This window comes from Myxococcus eversor (assembly GCF_010894455.1).
Classification (GTDB): Bacteria; Myxococcota; Myxococcia; order Myxococcales; family Myxococcaceae; genus Myxococcus; species Myxococcus eversor.
The window spans coordinates 211,875-230,887 of sequence record NZ_JAAIXY010000006.1; the positions used below are offsets into that span (position 1 = coordinate 211,875).

The 19,013-nt window shown below is 70.0% G+C and carries 18 protein-coding genes and 1 other RNA gene; 12 read left to right on the forward strand and 7 right to left on the reverse strand.

Annotated features, from left to right (window positions below; translation table 11 throughout):
• Positions 1-6: 6 nt before the first annotated feature.
• From G4D83_RS46060 to G4D83_RS14455, 4 genes are all read left to right on the forward strand, one after another.
• Positions 7-1,725, forward strand: a complete 1,719-nt coding sequence (locus tag G4D83_RS46060) for an ABC transporter ATP-binding protein (RefSeq protein ID WP_240356328.1) — start codon at positions 7-9, stop codon at positions 1,723-1,725.
• On the forward strand, positions 1,718-2,863 hold the full coding sequence (locus G4D83_RS14445) for an ABC transporter permease (RefSeq protein ID WP_163865317.1): 1,146 nt from the start codon (positions 1,718-1,720) through the stop codon (positions 2,861-2,863). Before G4D83_RS46060 ends, G4D83_RS14445 begins: the two co-directional genes overlap by 8 nt.
• Positions 2,856-3,785 carry an ABC transporter permease gene (locus tag G4D83_RS14450; RefSeq protein WP_163865318.1) on the forward strand — a complete coding sequence of 310 codons (930 nt, stop codon included), beginning with the start codon at positions 2,856-2,858 and terminating at the stop codon, positions 3,783-3,785. Before G4D83_RS14445 ends, G4D83_RS14450 begins: the two co-directional genes overlap by 8 nt.
• A gap of 420 nt (positions 3,786-4,205) precedes the next feature.
• Positions 4,206-5,288: a sensor histidine kinase gene (locus tag G4D83_RS14455; RefSeq protein ID WP_240356329.1), complete on the forward strand. Its 1,083-nt coding sequence runs from the start codon at positions 4,206-4,208 to the stop codon at positions 5,286-5,288.
• A 12-nt stretch (positions 5,289-5,300) separates the two neighbouring features.
• On the opposite strand, the gene G4D83_RS14460 is transcribed toward G4D83_RS14455, so the two are convergent.
• From G4D83_RS14460 to deoC, 4 genes are all read right to left on the reverse strand, one after another.
• The gene (locus G4D83_RS14460; RefSeq protein ID WP_205522637.1) at positions 5,301-5,942 is read right to left on the reverse strand and encodes a hypothetical protein; all 642 of its coding nucleotides are present in this window, start codon (positions 5,940-5,942) and stop codon (positions 5,301-5,303) included.
• Positions 5,943-6,019: 77 nt separating this feature from the next.
• Complete coding sequence (locus G4D83_RS14465; protein ID WP_163865320.1) at positions 6,020-7,747, reverse strand: phospho-sugar mutase; 1,728 nt, start codon at positions 7,745-7,747, stop codon at positions 6,020-6,022.
• Between the two features lie 65 nt (positions 7,748-7,812).
• Positions 7,813-8,205 (reverse strand): TraR/DksA family transcriptional regulator, encoded by a 393-nt coding sequence (locus tag G4D83_RS14470; protein ID WP_163865321.1) that lies wholly within the window; start codon positions 8,203-8,205, stop codon positions 7,813-7,815.
• A 15-nt stretch (positions 8,206-8,220) separates the two neighbouring features.
• Entirely contained in the window at positions 8,221-9,054 is an 834-nt protein-coding gene (gene deoC, locus G4D83_RS14475) for a deoxyribose-phosphate aldolase (protein ID WP_163865322.1), read from the reverse strand.
• Positions 9,055-9,168: 114 nt separating this feature from the next.
• On the opposite strand from deoC, the gene G4D83_RS14480 reads away from it, so the two are divergent.
• Genes G4D83_RS14480 through G4D83_RS14490 form a run of 3 tightly spaced genes read left to right on the forward strand, consistent with a single transcriptional unit; the run spans position 9,169 to position 11,950 of the window.
• The gene (locus tag G4D83_RS14480) at positions 9,169-10,410 is read left to right on the forward strand and encodes a ComEC/Rec2 family competence protein (RefSeq protein WP_163865507.1); all 1,242 of its coding nucleotides are present in this window, start codon (positions 9,169-9,171) and stop codon (positions 10,408-10,410) included.
• The gene (locus G4D83_RS14485; RefSeq protein ID WP_163865323.1) at positions 10,407-11,699 is read left to right on the forward strand and encodes a ComEC/Rec2 family competence protein; all 1,293 of its coding nucleotides are present in this window, start codon (positions 10,407-10,409) and stop codon (positions 11,697-11,699) included. Before G4D83_RS14480 ends, G4D83_RS14485 begins: the two co-directional genes overlap by 4 nt.
• On the forward strand, positions 11,696-11,950 hold the full coding sequence (locus G4D83_RS14490; RefSeq protein ID WP_240356330.1) for a DUF3006 domain-containing protein: 255 nt from the start codon (positions 11,696-11,698) through the stop codon (positions 11,948-11,950). Before G4D83_RS14485 ends, G4D83_RS14490 begins: the two co-directional genes overlap by 4 nt.
• A 158-nt stretch (positions 11,951-12,108) precedes the next feature.
• Here the strand turns inward: G4D83_RS14490 and G4D83_RS46815 are convergent, their stop codons facing one another.
• The gene (locus G4D83_RS46815) at positions 12,109-13,770 is read right to left on the reverse strand and encodes an AgmX/PglI C-terminal domain-containing protein (RefSeq protein WP_163865324.1); all 1,662 of its coding nucleotides are present in this window, start codon (positions 13,768-13,770) and stop codon (positions 12,109-12,111) included.
• Positions 13,771-13,916: 146 nt separating this feature from the next.
• Between G4D83_RS46815 and G4D83_RS14500 the strand changes: the two genes are divergently transcribed.
• Positions 13,917-14,210: an FYDLN acid domain-containing protein gene (locus G4D83_RS14500; RefSeq protein ID WP_163865325.1), complete on the forward strand. Its 294-nt coding sequence runs from the start codon at positions 13,917-13,919 to the stop codon at positions 14,208-14,210.
• 143 nt (positions 14,211-14,353) lie between these two features.
• Here the strand turns inward: G4D83_RS14500 and G4D83_RS45535 are convergent, their stop codons facing one another.
• On the reverse strand, positions 14,354-14,518 hold the full coding sequence (locus tag G4D83_RS45535; protein ID WP_176434925.1) for a hypothetical protein: 165 nt from the start codon (positions 14,516-14,518) through the stop codon (positions 14,354-14,356).
• Positions 14,519-14,670: 152 nt separating this feature from the next.
• Entirely contained in the window at positions 14,671-15,450 is a 780-nt protein-coding gene (locus G4D83_RS14505; protein ID WP_163865326.1) for a cupredoxin domain-containing protein, read from the reverse strand.
• 162 nt (positions 15,451-15,612) lie between these two features.
• On the opposite strand from G4D83_RS14505, the gene G4D83_RS14510 reads away from it, so the two are divergent.
• The 4 genes from G4D83_RS14510 to G4D83_RS14525 all read left to right on the forward strand — a co-directional run bounded on the left by G4D83_RS14510 (position 15,613) and on the right by G4D83_RS14525 (position 18,999).
• Positions 15,613-16,344 (forward strand): zinc ribbon domain-containing protein, encoded by a 732-nt coding sequence (locus G4D83_RS14510; protein ID WP_163865327.1) that lies wholly within the window; start codon positions 15,613-15,615, stop codon positions 16,342-16,344.
• Between the two features lie 7 nt (positions 16,345-16,351).
• Positions 16,352-16,978 (forward strand): ribonuclease HI family protein, encoded by a 627-nt coding sequence (locus tag G4D83_RS14515; RefSeq protein ID WP_163865328.1) that lies wholly within the window; start codon positions 16,352-16,354, stop codon positions 16,976-16,978.
• A 67-nt stretch (positions 16,979-17,045) separates the two neighbouring features.
• An RNA gene (rnpB, locus tag G4D83_RS14520) (RNase P RNA component class A) lies at positions 17,046-17,441 on the forward strand.
• A gap of 274 nt (positions 17,442-17,715) precedes the next feature.
• On the forward strand, positions 17,716-18,999 hold the full coding sequence (locus G4D83_RS14525; protein ID WP_205522638.1) for an APC family permease: 1,284 nt from the start codon (positions 17,716-17,718) through the stop codon (positions 18,997-18,999).
• The last annotated feature ends 14 nt before the right edge of the window (positions 19,000-19,013 follow it).

Here is a 19,013-nt window from a genome sequence, read left to right on the forward strand (position 1 = left end):
GACGACGTGTCGCTCGACATCCGCGAAGGGGAATTGCTCGCGGTGGTGGGAGAGAACGGCGCGGGCAAGTCCAGCCTGATGAACGTGCTCTACGGGCTCTACCATCCGGACTCGGGTGAGGTGTCCGTGGGCGGCAAGTCCGTGCGCCTCAAGAGTCCCCGCGACGCGATTGCCCTGGGCATCGGCATGGTGCACCAGCACTTCATGCTCGTGCCCACGCTGACGGTGGCGGAGAACGTGGTGCTCGGGCGCGAGCCCACGCGACGCGGGCTGTTCGACTGGGAGCGCGCCGTCAAGGAAGTCGCCGCGACGTGCGAGCGCTTCGGCTTCGTGTTGGACCCGCGTGCCCGCGTGGACACGCTCACGGTGGGCTCGCAGCAGAAGGTGGAGATCGTCAAGGCGCTGCACCGGGGCGCCCGCGTGCTCATCCTCGACGAGCCCACCGCCGTCCTCACGCCCCAGGAAGCCGACGAGTTGGCTCGCGTCATGCGCGGACTGGTCGCGCAGGGGCGCACCGTGGTGCTCATCAGCCACAAGCTGAAGGAAGTGCTCGGAGTGGCGGACCGCATCGCCGTCATGAGGCGCGGCCGGCTGGTGGCGGAGGTGCGGCCCTCGGAGACCTCGGCGACGGCGCTTGCCGCCCTCATGGTGGGCGAGAGCCAGCGCGCAGTGATGAGCAACGCGGCGGCGACCCCGGAGGAGAAGCTCGCCAGCGAGGCCCTGCTGGAAGCAGTGGGGTTCCCGGCGCAGGGGGATAACGGACGGCCCGCGCAGCACGGTGGCGAAGCCCACCTCGGCGACGTCCTGCTGGAAGCAACGGGACTCCAGGCTCTCGGCGACAACGGACGAACCGCGCCTCGCGTCAGTGAGAAGTTCCCTGGCGGAGCCCTGCTGGAAACAACGGGACTCCAGGCTCTCGGCGACAACGGACGGCCCGTGCCTCGCGTCGGGGAGAAGCCCCCGGGTGACCTCCTGCTGGAGGCAACGGGACTCCAGGCTCTCGGCGACAACGGGTGCCCCGCGCTGCGCGGCGTGGACCTGACGGTGCGCGAGGGAGAAATCGTCGGCATCGCCGGTGTCGACGGCAACGGGCAGCGCGAGCTGGCCGAAGTGCTCACCGGCCTGCGCTCGCTGACGGCGGGAAGCGGCACGCTGCTCGGAAGGCCCCTGAAGGGCCTCACTCCCGCCGAAGCGCGAGCACGCGGCGTGGGCCACGTGCCCGAGGACCGGCTGCGCCGCGCGGTGGTGAAGGCCCTCAGCGTTGAGGAGAACATCGCGCTCGGACGGCACTCGGGGCCGCCCTTCGCGAAGGGCATGTGGATTGATTTCGCCGGCCGCCGTGAGCGAGCCCAATCACTCCTGGCCGCCTACGACGTGCGCCCGCCCGAGCCGACGCTGCCCCTGCAGGCCCTGTCCGGCGGCAACCAGCAGAAGGTCGTGGTCGCGCGCGAGTTGGACGCCCGACCTCGCCTGCTCGTGGTGGTGCAGCCCACGCGAGGCCTGGACATCGGCGCGGTGACGCAGGTGCACGCGCGGCTTCGCGAGGCACGTGCACAGGGAACGGGAGTGGTGCTGGTGTCGTTGGACCTGGAAGAAGTGCTGGCCCTGGCGGACCGCGTCTACGTGCTCTTCGAAGGCCGCGTGACGGGACAGTTCACCCGGCCGGAGTACGACGAGCGGGAACTGGGCCGTCGCATGCTGGGAGCGGAGCAGGCCCATGGGTGAGCGGACGCGGCAGGCCCTGCCCTCGGTGCTGTCGGTGCTGTTGTCGCTCGTGGTGTGCTGGATGCTCATCGCCTTCAGCCGGGACACGGACGGCCTGGCCACCGCCACTGCGGCCTATCTCCAGATGCTCTGGGGCGGCGTGGGCGACTGGCCCCGCTTCCTCGACGGCGCCCCCATCACCGTGCTCACCCGTCCGTTGGGCGAAGCGGCGATGAAGGCCGCGCTGCTCACCCTCACCGGCCTGTCCGTGGCGGTGGCCTTCAAGGTGGGCCTGTTCAACATCGGTGCCCAGGGACAGATGCTGCTCGGCGCGCTCGCCGCAGCGGTGGTGGGCGCGCACGTGGCCCTGCCCGGCGTGCTGCACATCCCGGCCGCGCTCCTCGCCGCCGCGCTGGCCGGAGGCGCCTGGGCGGGCATCGCCGGCGCGCTCAAGCTCTACCGGGGCGTGCACGAGGTCATCTCCACCATCATGCTCAACTGGGTGGCGGTGCGGCTGGTGGACAACTGGCTCGTCGTGGGGCCCCTGCGCGGAGTGGCCGAGGCCGGCGCGTCCATCACCGGCACCGCCGAAATCCACCCCACCGCGACGCTGCCGCGCCTCCTGGGCGACATGTCCCGCCTCAACCTGGGTTTCGTCATCGCCACCGTCGCCGCCGCGGCGGTGTGGGCGTGGCTGACGCGCACCCGCTCCGGCTTCGAGACGCGCGCGGTGGGCTTGGGTGATGAGGCAGCTCGCGCCGCGGGCATCCCCGTGGCGCGGCGCGCGGGGCTGGCCATGGCGCTGGCCGGAGCGCTGGCGGGGCTCGCTGGCGCGGTGCTGGTGCTGGGCACGGAAGGCCGCTACCCGGGCACGCTGGGCGCGCCCTACGGCTTCGACGGCATCGCCATCGCGCTCATCGGCAACAACCACCCGCTGGGCGTGGGCGCCGCGGCACTCTTCTTCGGCGTGCTGCGAGCAGGTGGCACGCGCATGCAGCTGCTCGACGTGCACAAGAGCTTCCCCGAGCTCATCCAGGGCCTCGCGCTGCTCTTCGTGGCCGGACGCCTCATCTGGCTGGCCGCGCTGCGCCGTCGAAGCGCACCAAAGCCCGTCACGGCCGCGCCGCCCGCTCCGACCGCGCAGGTGCCCCATGCTTGAAATCCTCCACCGGCTGCTGTTCGCCACGCTGGACGCGGCCCCCGCGCTCGTCTTCGCCGCCCTGGGCGCGGTGCTCTCCGAGCGCGCCGGCGTCGTCGCCGTGGGCGTGGAGGGGATGATGCGCGTGGGCGCCTTCTGCGCCGCGGTGGCCGCGCTCGTCATGCCTACTCCCGCGGCCGTGGGCATGGGCATGCTCGCGGGCGCCGCGCTGGCGGCGGTGCACGGCTTCCTGTGCATCCGCTGGCGCTCGGACCAGGTCGTGTCCGGCATCGCCCTCAACCTGGTGGCCCTGGCTGGAGGGACGTTCCTGCTCGAGACGCACTTCGGGCCCAACGGGACACCGCCCATCCAACAGCTCCCGCCCCTCCACTGGCCCGAGCTCGCCTCGGTGCCCCTCCTGGGCGCGCTCTCCGGCCACGCGGCCCCCACGTACCTGGCACTGCTGTTGCCGCTGCTGCTCCAAGGAATGTTGACCCGCACCCCCCTGGGACTGCGCCTGCGCGCGGTGGGCGACAAGCCCCACGCGGTGGCCACCCTGGGTCTTTCCGTTCCCGCCTTGAGGTGGGGCGCGGTGCTGGGCGGCGGACTGCTCGCGGGCCTGGGCGGCGCGGTGCTCTCCACCACCGTGTTGGACCGCTTCGAGCAGCACACGCCCGCGGGCCTGGGCTTCATGGCCCTGGCCGCCATGGTGTTCGGCCGCTGGACGCCCATGGGCGCCTTCGCCGCCGCGGCCTTCTTCGCCTTCGGCAACGCGCTGCGAATCGGCCTGGCCTCCAGCGCCCCAGGCCTCCTGGAGCTGGTGCCCCAGGGCGTCCTGCTCGCCCTGCCCTACCTGCTGACGCTCCTGGTCCTCACCTTCCAGGGCCAGCGCAACAGCACCCCGGCCTCACTCGGCGTCCCATACGAGCAGGAGTCCCGCTGAGGTCACTCGATCCACTAGAGTCATTCCATACCCGGGTATAGAATGATTCCTGGTCAGAAGTGACCCCTAGGTGTCGGATGGCCAACGTCGCCTCCTTCGAATGGTGGAGAAAGACGACACTCCAACCCCTTGCGGTTATTGAAACTAACTCCGGGTTTCTCCGGGATTGAGACACAGGGCGTCGGAAATCCCGGCGGCACGGGCCTCGCATATAGAGGCCAGGTCGGGCCGCGCCGGAATGGAATCAGGCCACCGGGGGGAGGCTTCATCCAGTCTGACGCAAGGCCCGGAGGGACTCCTTGTGAAACCCGGGCCCGGTCGGTCCGGTCAACACGGCGGGGGTGGGTGATGCTGGATACGACGGGAACGACCGAGACGTACAGACCCCGCGTTTTGGCGGTGGACGTGGAGTCAGAAGGCATGGAGCGGCTGTGCTCCATCCTGGCCCCCGCGGGCTACGACGTCCTGACAGCACGGGGACCGGCGGCCCGTCAGGCCGCGGACCTGGTGCTGCTCGACGTGGAGCGTCCGGGGACGGATGGGCTGGCGGCGTACCGACGGCTCCAGGCGGAGCTGGGTGCGAGCTCGGTGCCGGTGCTGATGCTCACCCGCAGGGCGGACCGCCAGACGCGGCGACAGGTGCTGGAAGCCGGCGTGGATGATCTGCTGACGACGGAGCCGTTGGACCCGTTGGAGCTGAAGGTCCGCGTGCACACGCTGCTGGAGCTCAAGGCGCACCGCGAGCGCGGTGGGCAGCGGGCCGAAGAGCTGTTGGACCCGCGCACCCGCTGGGTGGAGATGGAGCGGCTGGCGCGCGTGGGCACGCTGGCGGCGGACGTCGCCCAGAACCTGGGTCACATCGGCGAGGGACTCCAGAGCGCGCTGGGACACGTGCGCGAGCGCGCGATGCAGGGCCTGCCTCCGGACGTGGAGGAGCTCAAGAAGCTGGGCGTCGCCGGCGAGCAGATGCGGCTGTACGGCCAGCACCTCCTGTCGCTCGGCCCCTCGAACCCCAAGGACATCCAGCGCTTCGACTTGCGGGAGCTGGTCCCCGTCGTCGTGGAGCGCATGCGGGGCAACGGCCGGCTGGGCACGGCCGAGGTGACGGTGGTGCTGCCCGAGGACCCCATCGCCGTCGTCTTCAACCGCCGCCAGTTGGAGCAGGTGGTGGTGGAGATGCTGGCCAACGCGGCGGAGGCGGTGGAGGACGTGATGGACCGTCCGCGCCGCATCCACGTGGGCGTGGAGCTGCCGGACATGTTCGGCGACTTCGGCCCGCGCCTCTTCGTCAAGGACACGGGCATCGGCATCTTCGAGGACGAACTGCAGGCCGTCTTCGAGCCCTACTACACGACGAAGCCGCCGGAGAAAGGCGCCGGGCTGGGCCTCACCGTGGCGCGCGCCCTGGTGGAGTCCATGGGCGGCAAGCTGACGGTGCAGAGCCGCGTCAACCTGGGCAGCACCTTCACGCTGGAGCTGCCCGAGCAGACCTCCTCCTGGTAGTCGCCCGCCGCTCTAGAAGCGGTAGGCGATGCCGAAGAGGGCCTCCATGGCGAACTCGCTCTCGTCCCAGTCGGGGATGAGCGCGGGCCCCATGCGCAGGTTGAAGGTGGCCGCCAGCCGGCTGTCGATGAAGTACTCGAGCCCGCCGCCCACCAGGATGGGGATGACGGGGCCGATGCTCTCCCCGAAGTAGACGTGGAAGGGCATGTCGATGCCCACGTTCACCATCAGCGCGCTGGTGACGGGGATGCCCACGACGAAGGCCACCGGCAGCGCCAGGCCCACGTCCGTGTCGCCGTCGTCGAAGTAGAAGAGCGGCCCGGGCTGGAAGGTGAGCGCGAAGGAGACCTTGCTCGCCTTGGCCAGCTCCCACCGCATCCACGCCTGCAGTTTGATGCCGGGCGCGGTGTGGCGCACCCAGCCCTCGCGGCCCCAGTTGAAGCTGAACTTGCCGCCGATGTCGAAGCGCTCCGAGGTGCCATGGAGCACGCCCAGCGTGAGGCCCGGCCAGCCGATCTGCCCGGAGAACGCGGTGTTGCCCCGCCCCAGCGTGTCGGCGGCGAGCACGGACCAGCCCTGCCCACCTCGCGCCAACGCGGAGCCAGGAAGGGCCAACAGGCAGGCGAGGAGGACTCCAGGAACGAGGCGCTTCACACGAATCCTTTCGACGGGGGCCACGCCAGGCGCGGCCAGGGGGAAGCCGAAGAACGAGGTGAGGTGTGAATCAGGACTCAGGTGGGTTGTCCACGCTCACGTGCGAGCGCGATGAAGGCTTCGATGAAGGAGGTCAGCCGGGCCTCGGCGCGCGCACGGGCCTGGGCCAGGGGCTCACCCGCCGCGGGCGTCTCCTTGCGCTCGAAGTAGTATTTGATTTTCGGCTCGGTGCCGGACGGACGCAGGGTGACCCGGCCACCTCCCTCCAGCTCCAGCGCGAGCACGTTGGACGGCGGCAGGCCATTCACCCCGCGCTGGTAGTCCAGCACGGCCCGGACGGCCTCCGTGCCGACGTGGGAGGGAGGTCGGGCGCGGAAGGCATCCATGATGCCCCGGATGACTTGCGCGCCCGCCGCGCCGGGCAGCGTGACGTTGCGCTGGGCGCCGACGTAGAGGCCGTGCTGGCGCTGAATCTCCTCCAGGTAGCCGAGCACGGTGGTACCGCGCGACTCGCACCACGCGGCCAGGTCCGCCATGACGAGTGCCGCGCCAACGCCGTCCTTGTCCCGCGTCACGGTGCCGGCGGTGTAGCCCAGCGCCTCCTCGTAGCCGAAGACGAACTGGAGGCCCTCGGAGCGCTCGCGCTCCAGCGCGCGGTTGGCGATCCACTTGAAGCCCGTGAGCACCTCGTCATACGCCGCGCCGAGCGAGCGGGCGATGTCCCCCAGCTGCGTCGACGAGACGATGGTGGTGACGACGTACGGGCGGCCCCGCTTCGTCCCCTGCGTCAGGAGGTAGTGGCCCAGGAGCACGCCCACCTCGTTGCCGGTGAGCATGCGCAGCCCGCCATCCGCCTCGCGGGCCATGACGGCCAGCCGGTCCGCGTCCGGGTCATTGGCCAGCACCAGGTCGGCCTTCACGCGCTCGGCCGTCGCGCGCGACAGGTCCATGGCACCGGGCTCCTCCGGGTTGGGGAAGCGCACCGTGGGGAAGCGGCCGTCCGGCATCTGCTGCTCGGCCACGGGCGTGAAGCGAGGGAAGCCCGCGTCGCGCAGCGCCCGCTCCGCCCAGACGCCGCCCACGCCGTGCATCGCCGTGTAGACGATGGACAGCGTGTCGGAGCCCTTCTTGTGCACGCGCAGCCCGAGGATGGCGCGCAGGTAGTCCTCGCCCAGCGAGTCCGGGATGTCACGCCACAGGCCCTGCTCGCGCGCCTGGGCCACCGTCAGCAGCGGCACGTGGTTGGCGGGCTCCACCCGGGCGATGGCGGAGGCGATGCCCGTGTCGTGAGGGGGGATGATTTGAGCGCCGTTGCCCCAGTACACCTTGTAACCGTTGTACTCGGGTGGATTGTGGCTGGCCGTCACCATGATGGCCGCGGCGGCATTCAGGTGGAGGCAGGCGAACGCGGCGAGCGGCGTGGGCACCGGCGGCGAGAAGACATGGGCGGGGATGCCCTCGGCGGTGAGCACTGCGGCGGTGTCCTCGGCCAGCTCCGCGCTCAGCTTGCGCGCGTCGCGACCCACCACCACGCCCCGGGTGGCGGCGTCCGGCACGTGCTCCTTGAGGTAGCGCGCCAGGCCCGCGGTGGTGCGGCGCACCACGGCGCGGTTCATCCGGTTGGGCCCGGCGCCCAGCACGCCGCGGAGGCCCGCGGTGCCGAACTCCAGGTCGCCAGCGAAGCGGTCCGCCAGTTCGGTGAGGTCTCCCTGCGCGAGCAGCCGCGCCAGTTCCTCGGCGGTGACGGGGTCCGGGTCCGCCAGGCGCCATGCCTCCGCCCGCTCTCTCAATCCGGTGTCGTTCATGGAGCCTCGAAGCCTCGTGCAATCTGGGCGCGCGCGGAAGACCCGCCTCGGGCGCCGGTGGATTTTCAGCTGTAGTCGGTGAGCTTGCGACGCGTGGCGCGGCCCTTGGGACCGTCCTTGCCGCCCTGGCACGTCACGCACAGCTCCGCATAGGGCATGGCCCGCAGCCGCCCGAGCGGAACCTCGTCCCCGCACTCCTCGCACTCACCGAAGGAGTCCGGCTCGTCCCGCAGCTTGCCCAGCGCCTTGAGCACGCGGGCCAGCACGCCGTCCATGTTCCGGTTCCGGTTGGAGGCGATGGCCTGCATCATCTCGTTGAGGGGCTGCTCGTCCTCATCGCCGCCGATGCGCGCGTCATCGGTGCGGTTGGGCTCGATTTTCGAGGGCGTCTTCTCGGTCAGCTCGGCATGCAGCGCCAGCAGCAGCGCCTTGAGTTCATCTCGCTGTTTCGCGTTCACGTCGGCTCCGCCGAATCAATACTTCGCGGTGGAAACCTGGCCGGTGACGATGGCCACCGACGCGGACGCGCCCAGGCGGTTGGCGCCCGCACGCAGCATGTTCATCGCGTCCTCGGAAGAGCGGACGCCGCCGGACGCCTTGACGCCCACGCCGTCGCCCACCGTCGAGCGCATCAACTCCACGTCCTCCACCGTCGCGCCGCCCGAACTGAAGCCGGTGGACGTCTTCACGAAGGCGGCGCCCGCGGACTTCGACAGCAGGCAGGCGAAGACCTTCTCGTCGCGCGTGAGCAGCGTCGTCTCGAGGATGACCTTCACCGGATACGGGCGGCTGGCCTCCACCACGGCGGCGATGTCCAGGAACACGGCGATATGGTCCTTCGCCCTGAGCGCGCCGATGTTGACCACCATGTCGATTTCACGCGCCCCGGCGGCGATGGCCTCACGGGCCTCGAACGCCTTGGCCGACGACAGCGCCGCGCCCAACGGGAAGCCCACCACGGCGATGGGCACCGTGGAGGAACCCGCCAGGATTCTGGCGACGGTGGCCACGTGCGAGCTGTTCACGCAGACCGTGGCGAAGCCGTACCGACGCGCCTCCTCGGCCACCTTCACCACGTCTTCCTCGCGCGCCTCGGGCTTGAGCAGCGTGTGGTCGATGTACGGCGCCAGGTCCGCCGCGGACCGGACGGAGTCCAGGTCCACGCGCCCCGTGCCATGACGGGTGAAGGGGGTGGGAGTGGCGTCGGTGGGGGTGGCCTCCCGGGCGCCCGTCCACGCCTGAAGGCGGCGGCGAGCCTGGTCGGCGATTTCCTCGACGTACTTGAAGAGGTCCTCGAAGTCGGACATGGCGGCCCCTTAGCCCACTTCCAGGGCCTCGGGAAGCGCGCGAGCGACCCGTGCGTTTCCTGCTCGCACCCGAGGTGCCGAGGGTGGGAACGTGGCGGTAGAGTCCGCACCGTGATGTCCCGTCTCCGGCTGTCCAGCTTCCTTGCCCTCCTGCTCGCCGCGCTTCCAGGCATCGCCGCGAGCCCGCCCTCCCCTCCTCTCACCTTCAGCACCGACACCAGGCCCCTCACGGTCCACTTCTTCGACGTGGGCCAGGGCGACGCCGCGCTCATCATCTCCCCCACCGGGAAGACGGTCCTCATCGACGGAGGCCCTCCCGAGGCCCGTGAGCGACTCGCCGCCCGCCTGCGCACCCTGGTGACGGGGCCACTGGACCTGGCCATCCTCACCCACCCGCACCTGGACCACCTGGGCGGGTTCACGGACGCGCTGCGCGCCGTCGGTGCGAAGCGCTTCATGGACCCGGGCTTCAACCACCCCAGCGAGGCCTACAAGGATTTGCTCGGCTTCGTCGGCGACTCGGTGGGCCAGGTGATGAACCCCGAGCCCAATCCCGCCACCCCGGATTCGCTGCTCACCATCGGCCTGGGGGAAGGCGTGTCGCTCACCGTCCTCTGGCCGCGCGCGCCCCGGGAGCCCTTCCTCACGGGGACGCGCTCGGACGCCAACTCCAACTCCATCGTCGCCAAGCTGACCTATGGGAAGACGGCCTTCCTCCTCGTCGGCGACGCGGAGCCGGACACGGAGACCGCCCTGCTCCAGCGCCCCCTCGACCTCACGACGACGGTGCTGAAGGTCGCCCACCACGGAGGACGGCACTCCTCCACCGCCGCGTTCCTCGCCGCGGCGAAACCCCAGGCCGCCGTCATCTCCGTCGGCGCCAAGAACGACTACGGCCACCCCGCTCGCGAGACGCTGGAGCGGCTCGACGCCGTCGGCGCCCACGTGCTGCGCACGGACCGGGATGGCGAGGTCATCGCCGCCAGCGACGGGCACTCCGTCACGCTGCGGGCCAACGGCGGCACCGGCGCGCTGCTGGTGGTGCCAGGCAACCTCAAACCGGGCCCCATCGCGCTCGGCCCCGTCGTCCCCACTCCCTCCCGCACGGGACGAGGCACGGTCGCCTCCGTCGAGCCTCGTGACGAGAGCAGGGGCACCTCGCCCGCTCCAGGTGAGCGCGGCGGCGCGCTCACGAGCACCGAGAGTTCCGGGCCTTATGTGGGACTCAAGAACAGCAAGGTGTTCCACCGCGAGACGTGTTCCACGCTGAAGCGTTCCAAGTCTGAACGCACGCTCTACCTGAACCGCGAAGCCGCCCTGCGCGAGCGTCGCCCCGCAGAGGATTGCCACCCATGAGCCCCCGCCATCTCGCCTTGCTGGGGACCCTGCTGGCCCTGTCGGCTTGCAAGGAATCACCGGACCCGTCCACCGCTCGCCCCTCGGAGACCCGGCGCTACTTCGGCACCGCCGCCGACGGGAGGCTGCACGTCTACTTCTTCGACGTGGGCCAGGGAGACGCCGCGCTCATCGTCTCCCCCAAGGGCAACACGGTGCTGGTGGACTCGGGCCCGGCCAGTGCCGCCGGCCACCTGGTGAATCGCCTCCCGGAGCTGCTCGTCAAGCAGTTGGACCTGGTCATCCTCACCCACCCGCACAACGACCATCACGGTGCGCTGGATGCCGTGCTGCGAAGGGTGGGCGCGCGCCAGTTGATGGAGCCGCAGTTGCCCGGCGCTCCACCCGACTACAATCCCCTGCTCACCGCCATCAGCGGGCGCGGAATCCAGGTGGTCTCGCCCGCGCCGCCGACGTCCACGCCCAATGCCCCGCAGCGCATCAACCTGGGCGACGGCGTCTCACTGACCATCCTCTGGCCCCGGGCGCCCACCGAGCCGCTCCTCGAGTCCGACAAGGCAGCCATGGAGGTCAACTCCATCGTCATGCGGCTCTCCTATGGCGAGACGTCGGTGCTCTTCGCCGGCGACGCGCTCGCGCAGACGGAGGAGTACCTGCTCGCGCGCGAGGTCTCCGTCCAGTCCACGCTGCTCAAGGTGGGAGCCCATGGGCTGAACAGCGCCACCACCGCGCCCTTTCTGGCCCGCGTGGGAGCGCGCGCCGCCGTCATCTCCGTGGGCGCCAACAACGACCTCAGGGCCCCAGCCGCCGCCACGCTGGACCGATTGAAGGCCGCGCACGTCCAGGTGTTCCGCACCGACGTGGATGGCGAGGTGCAGGTGGTCAGCGACGGCAAGTCGCTGGTCGTCACGCCCCAGCGGCTGCCGCAGGGAAAGCCCAGCGACACGCGCTACACCCTCGTGGGCCAGGGGCCCACGCCGGAGCCGAACTTCTGGGCTGGCAAGCCCCTGCCCGAGAAGCAGGTCCCGCCCCCGCCGCCCGAGGACGTGCAGCCCATCGAGACGCTCCAGACGACGAAGACGGAGCCGCCCGCGCCCGTGGCCGATGGGCGCACGGACCGCTCGAAGAAGTACAAGGGCAAGTACGTCGCCAGCCGCAAACGCAATAAGTTCCACTACCCGGACTGCGACGGGGCGAAGAAGATCCACGCCGAGAACCTCATCGAATTCAAGACGCGCGAGGAAGCGGCCCAGGGGGGACGCCAGCCCGCCCAGGACTGCAACCCATGACGAAGGCACCCATGTCGCGGGCCACGCTGGACCGCATCGAAGACGACATCGCGGTGCTCATCGTCGACGGGCGCGAGGTGACGCGGCCTCTCTCGTCACTCCCTGCCGGGGTGCGCGAGGGCGACGTGCTGGACCTGGAGACGATGCGCGTGGACTCCGAAGCCACTGAGGCGCTGCGCGAGGAGGTGCGCCTGGCGCGTCAGCGGGCGATGCAGGGCAAGAAGCCACCTCCGGGCGACTTCGACCTCTGAGCCAAGGCCCCGGTCGCGCGGGGCGTCCCAACCGAGGCCCCCCTCGACGCGAGAGGCCCGGGGACCGCGCACGCGGCTATCGCCCGAGAGTGAGTGAGGCATCCAGGCCCGAGGCCTCCCCTCAAGACGAGAGGGAGAGGCCCAGGGCCTGAGAGCGACTACCGCCCGGAGAGGACGAGCGGAATCTCCAGGTCGACGTCCTCTCCCGAGAAGCTGGAGAAGACCATGCGCTTGGCGCGCTCCCGGATGCAGGAGCCCACCGCGTTGGACGAGCCGTTCAAATCCTTGCGGCTGAACGTCGTGGCCTTCACCGCGCCGGACGTCCCCACCGTGGCGGTGAGCGTCACCTTCCCTCCCTTGAAGGACGGGTTGCGCTTCAGCTCCTGCTCCACGCAGTCGCGGAACGAGACCTGGGTCTGCTCGACGATGCGCTCCACTTCCTCGTCCGAGGGACCGCCAACCTCTTCCGTATCCGCCGCGGCCACGTCCGCACCCTCGCGGACCTCCGGGGCGACGTCCTTCTTCTCCGCGTCGTTGTAGACGGCCGCCACCTGCGCCTCGGAAGGAGCAGGCACGGCGGCACCCTCGCCCGCCGAAGGCTCGGCGGCCTTGGGCTCGGTGGGAGGCTCGGCCTTCGGCTCGGGCGCCGCCTTGGGAGGAGGCTGAGGCGCCACCGGCGGAGGCGTCTTGCCCAGCAGCTTGTCGCGCAGCGCGCCCATGCCCGCGCCAGTGAAGACGGACTGCTCCACCGGAGCGCCCGCGGCGTCCACCGTCGTCACGCGCAACGGCATGACGCCCAGCGACTCCGACAGCACGTACGCACCGCCCAGCGGGACGACGATGAGCAGGAGCGCGAAGACGGCGTACTTCCAACCGGAGTTGCGCTTGGTGACGCCCGCCTTCTTGGCGAAGTGGCGCGTGTCCTCCCGAGGACGACGCTCCTCCTCGTCACCGCCGCCCAGCGAGGCCAGCGGATCCTCCTGCGGGACGTCGTCCTGGTCGCCCTTCTCCGGAAGGTCCAGGTCGGAGAACAGCTCGTTCAGCGGAGCCGCGGTGGGCGCGGCACCCCGTCGCGCCGCGGCCTGCGGCTGCTGGCCCCGTGGATCAGGCTCGCCGAAATACGTCGTGTCCGGGTCCTCCTCGGGCACCCAGGCGCGCTGGGGCTCCGGCTCGGGCTCCGGCTCCTGGGGGTACTGCGGCTCCGGCTCGGGGAAGTAGTGCTGCGGCTCCGGCTCCGGCTCCCGACGAGCAGGCGCGTTCTTCGAGGCACGGGCGGAAGGAGGTGGCTCCGCCACGGGCGGAGGCGGAGGAGGCAGGGGCTCCGGTTCGGGCGGCGGGGTGAACAGCCCGGCGAGCTCCGGCACATCCGCGCCGCGCTTCCAGTCCGCCATGCCCTGCTGCCAGAAGAAGCTGCGGCCACTGATGGTGCCGGTGGCGACGAGCTCCCGGAGCGCACCCTCATCGAGGGGGCCCTCCTGCTTGTTCTTCACCATCACGAACCAGGGCGAACCCGTGGCCCGCATGGGTGCTGCACGCGTGGGCTCATCGTCCCAGGGCGTTTGAAGCGCGGCGGGTGGCGCCTTGGCCACGGCGGGCGCGGCGGTGACGGGCGCGGCGGCGGGCTCGGCCAGGGAGCGCTCTTGCGCTCGCAGCCGCTCCACGTCCGCGAGCGACACCACGCGGGTGCTCTCCTCTTCGGCGGGTCCTTCGACGGTGATGACGTTCTGGCAGTTCTTGCAACGGACCTTGACCGTCTTGCCGCGGACTTTTTCGTCCGCAATGGAGTACCGCTTCTGGCAATTGTCGCAGGTGAAGTTCAAGGGGAGCGTCCGGCTCACTGGGGGGAGACTGGGTTCTGGATGCTACCGCTAGAAATCTCCCGCGCAAACCATCGGTTGACTCCGTCTTGCGCGCCAACTATGCAGCCGCCCTCTGTCTTCTCTCGGCCTTATTCAGAAGGTGGCGAATGCCGGCGAAGGACCTCGGATCGAAGTTCGTCTGCTACAAGTGCCAGACGAAGTTCTACGACATGAAGAAGCCTGACCCGCTGTGCCCCAAGTGTGGCGCGGACCAGCGGGAAAGCCCTGCTCTCAAGCCCCAGCCCGAGGGACGACGCGGACGCTTGGCCGCCGCCCCGAAGGTCATCGAACCGATTGAACCCGAAGAGCCCGCGGCCGCGAGCGAGGAAGAGGAAGAAGACCTCGACTCGTTCGACGACGACGAGAGCGCTCCGGCGGAAACCGAAGAAGAAGAAACCTGAGTCGTGGGGTGATGGGGACTCCCTGGCGGTTGCCGGGAGTCCCTGCGCCTCGGTCGTACCCACGAGGCCTTGAAGCGAGGGCGCGCCCGTCGAGGGGCGCCGCCAAGGCTCCGTTCAGCGTGATGCGCCCGGCCGCGCTCCGCTCAAGTTCCCGACGCCAGCGACAGCTCCATCATCGCGCGGCGGATCTGCTCGTAGAGGCCAGGTCCCATCTCCTGCATCCCCACCGGACGGATGTCCTTGCGGGTCGGCTCCTGGTGCGCGTTTGACTGGCTCGTCAGAGTCGTCCGCTTCTTGGCCTGTTGCATGACTCGGCCCCCCTCTCGTGATGTTGCTCGCCAGTATTGTAGCAATTTTTCTACCGGGGCGGAAATGAAATCCGGATCACCCACGCCTCGACATCTAGAACGTCCAGCGCCGGAAATCTTTCAACCTTTCGCTACAGGCGTGAGCAATCCCGCTACTTCAGGTCGCCTACCGCCCAGGATTGCTCGACCTCTGCGATTTCCCCGGCGCGGACCGTCACCGTCCGCTCCGCCGGGGGCAGCCGCTCGTGCCAGAAGACGAGGGTGTGGGTGCCCTCGGGGACTTCCAGCTTGAAGCGCCCCTCGGGGCTGGTGGTCGCGAAGTAGGAGTGGTCGAAGGTACGGACCACCGCGCGCATCCAGGGGTGGATGTCGCAGCGGATGGGGACGATGCCCGGCTCGGCGGGGAGCGGCTTGCGCGTCGTCATTCCCTCCAGCGGCATGGCCACGTTGAAGAAGGAGCGGTTGGAGCCGGAGGCGGCGCGCACGTTGTGGACGAGCGGATCAGAGTTGCGCAGCGTCACGGAGCCGCCGGCGCGGGCGGCCAGGACGGGTGGCTCATAGACGCACTTCTTCTGGTCCAGCACGGGCTCGGGCGGTGGGCGGGAAGGAGTGGGGAGCCCCGCGCCGGACTTGAGGGAAACCACCATGTGGGCGAGCTCCCCCGCCGGGCCGACGACGAGGGAGCGGTCCTCCGCCTGCTCGCCACACACGGACACGACAGTGCCGGTGGTGGGAGACAAGGTAGGGGCAGGAGGCGTGCCCATGAGGTGAACGCGACCCTCGACGGTGCCCCACTTCACGTCGGCGGCGGGGCGCGCGGGCGAGGGAGCCGTCGCCACGGGAGCGTCGGTGGCCGAGGGAGGGGGCGTCTCGCGGCATGCGGAGACGAGCGCGAGGAGGAGCAGCGGGCGATGAAAGGTGGCGCGGAGCACGTGCCCGGTCTAACGGGTGCGTGAAGCTCTTTCAAATGGCGAGGAGCAATCCAAGGGCCCAGGGGATGACTCATGGTCCATTTGGGCGTTGGACCCTTATCACCCTTGTTGGTAGAAGAGCGCGCGGCCGTACACGGTGCGGCTCTGTGGGAGGCAGCAACTTTGCGGGAGAAATTGAAGGCGCTGGCGGAGCTTCAGAATGTGGACCTGGAGGTCGCATCGCTCCGGAAGGCCGCGGACGTCCACCCCCGTCAGATTGCCGAACTGGAGCGCGAGCTGGGTGTGGCTCGCAGCGCCATCGAGGCTGAGCGCGCGCGCGTCACTGACATGGAGCGGCAGAAGGCGGAGCGCGAGCAGAGCATCACGGACGAGAAGGACAAGGTGAAGAAGTGGGAGGCGCGGCTGAGCGAACAGCGCTCCACCCGCGAGTACTCCGCCCTGGCCCGTGAAATCGATATCGCCAAGAAGGCCAACCTGACGATGGCCGAGGAACAGGTGGAGCTCATCAAACAGCTCGGCCTGGCTCGCGAGGCCCTCAAGGGGAAGGAGGCCGACTTCGGGACGAAGCAGCAAGGCCTCTCGGCGCGAATGGCGGAGCTGCGCGGCAAGCTGGGCGAGTCCGAGGAGCAGGTGAAGAAGCTCGAGGGAAGTCGCGCCGCCGTGGCGAACTCCGTCGACTCCAACCTGCTGCGGCGCTACGAGTCCATCCGCAAGAAGAAGCTGCCCGCGCTGGTCGGCGTGGTGGCGGGCACTTGCCGGGGCTGCAACATGAACGTGCCCCCTCAGCTCTACAACCAGCTGCGCACCTCGCTGGGCACGGACATCTGCCCGTCCTGCAACCGCATCATCTACGCGGTGGAAGCCCTCGAGGAAACACCCGCGGCGGCGAAGTAGGCCGCCGATGACGGCACCGTCCCTCGTCGACATCCTCCGCCACATCGCGCGTGAGGAGCCGCTCTCGTCGACGGTGCGCACCTTCCGCGGACTCACGCGGGAGCGATTGGGTCAGCTTCTCGACGAAGCCGCCACCCGTCTGGGCCCTCCCGCGAGGGCCGAGGACGGAGCGGCGGCGAGCGCGGCTTCCGCCTCCCGGGCGGTGGAGCCGCTCCCCTCTTCCGAGCCCCTTCCTCGCGTGCGCGTCTACTCGGACGGCGCCGCGAGAGGAAACCCCGGCCCCGCGGGCGCGGGCGCGGTGGTGACGGACCCCGAGGGGCACGTGGTGGCGCGGCTCGGTCGCTTCCTCGGGACGCAGACGAACAACACCGCCGAGTACCAGGGCCTGCTGCTGGGCCTGAAGCACGCGAAGGCGATGGGCGCGCGCGAGGTGGACGTCTACGCCGACAGCGAGCTGCTCATCCGCCAGTTGGATGGGCTGTACCAGGTGAAGAGCATGACGCTCAGGCCCCTCTTCGAGGAGGCGCGGCGGCTCCTGGCACTCTTCTCCAAGGTGAAGCTCCACCACATCCCCCGCGCGAAGAACGCGCAGGCGGATGAGATGAGCAACCGGGCCATCGACGAGCGGATGTAGTCCGCCACGCCCTACGAGTCCCCTGGAGTGGACCGCTGTCCCGAGGCTGTTGTAAGGGACAGGTGCCGGAGTGGTCCGGGTGAACGCCGGTCACCGCAGTCACGGGTGGCGGGAGGAAAGTCCGGGCTCCATAGGGCAGGGTGCTGGCTAACGGCCAGTCGAGGCGACTCGCAGGAAAGTGCCACAGAAAACAGACCGCCCGTTCCGAAAGGGGCGGGTAAGGGTGAAACGGTGCGGTAAGAGCGCACCGCGTCTGGGGTGACTCAGACGGCACGGTAAACCCCACCTGGAGCAAGAGCCAATAGGAGCGCGTCCCCGCTGTCTGGGGGACAGGGATTGCCCGTCCCATGCGTTCGGGTTGCTCGCTGATGAGGCCCCTGGGTAACCAGGGCCCTAGATGAATGTTCATCGCCCGTTCCGAAAGGGGCGGGGACAGAACTCGGCTTACAGGGCCACTCCGGCGCTTTTCCTCGTGAGCCCCAGCCCGCGCGCCCCCACCCGCGGCCCCCCTCTGCCTGGGTGACCGGGTGGGCGGGAGGTCCGCTGTGCCGCCCTGCCCGCCTTGTGGGCCATGGGCGCTGGGCCCACGTTCTCCGTGACGTCCCCGCGAGGCGTTTCGTTGAGCTCGCTCCCGCGTCAGCTCACGGGGACAGGACCAGGCCCGGTGGCAAACGGGCATCGAGGGCATCCTCATGGCGGAACAACCCACCCAGGGCTCACCTGCGCGGCGGGCATCGATGAGCATGTGGGCGGTCAGCGCGCTCGGAATCGGCTCCATGGTGGGCGCTGGCATCTTCGCCCTGCTGGGCCAGGCCGCGCTGCTCGTCGGGCCGGAGACCTGGCTGTCCTTCGCGCTGGCGGGCGTCGTCGCTCTGCTGTCCGGCTACTCCTACGCCAAGCTCAGCTCGCGCTACCCCAGCTCCGGCGGCATCACCCGCTTCTTCGAGGAAGGCTTCGGGCGAGGGCTGGTCTCCGGGACGCTCTCGCTCATCTACCTCGTCACGCTGGCCATCAGCGTCGCCATGGTGGCGAAGACCTTCGGCGCCTACGCCACGCGCCTGTTCCTCCCGAGCGGAGGACACATCTGGTTCAGCATCTTCGGCTCGGCCATCGTCATCCTGCTGGCGGTCCTGAATGCCGTCGGCTCGGGGGCGGTGGGCAAGGCCGAGGTCATCCTCGTGTCCATCAAGCTCGTCATCCTGGGGGGCCTGCTGGCCGCGGGCATCTACTCGATGTCCCAGGGTGGAACGCGGCACCTCGCCGAGCACTCCCACCTGGGGCTCACCGCCCTCGTCTCGAGCGTGGGGCTGTGCTTCTTCGCCTACTCGGGCTTCGGAATGATGGCCAACGCCGCCTCGGACGTGGCCAACCCGAAGAAGACGATTCCCCGGGCCATCTTCCTGGCCATCGGCGTGGTGACGGTGCTCTACGTGGGGCTCTCCGTGACGGTGCTCTCCCTGGTGCCGCCGGCGCAGCTCGCCCATGACGCGGACACCGCCGTGGCCCAGTCGGCCCGGCCCGTGCTCGGCTCGGCGGGCTTCACCGTCGTCGCGCTCGGAGCCCTGCTCGCCACCGCGTCGGCCATCAACGCCACGCTCTTCTCCGCCCTCAACGTGTCCTCCGCGCAGGCCCGGGCAGGCCAGCTTCCCCGGGCCTTCAGCACCCCACTGAAGGGCCAGAGCACGCGGGGCTTCATGTGGGGGGTGGCCGCCATCCTGGTGATGGTCAACACCATGAGCCTGGGTGCCATCGCCAATGTCGCCAGCGCGACCTTCCTCATCTGTTACATGGCGGCCCACGTCGCCTGCTGGAAGCTCTCGCGCCAGACGGGCGCCTCGCGCGCCATCGTCGGCACGGGCGCGACGCTGATGGGCATCGTCCTCATCACCTTCCTCGTCAGCTCCGCGAAGACGCAGCCGCTCTCGCTCGTCCTCACCGTCGTCGCCGTCGCGGGCAGCGCGCTCGTCCAGTGGCTCATCCAGTCGCATCACCGCGGACTGCCCCACTCCCGCGCGAGCTGAGTCGCCCGCACGCG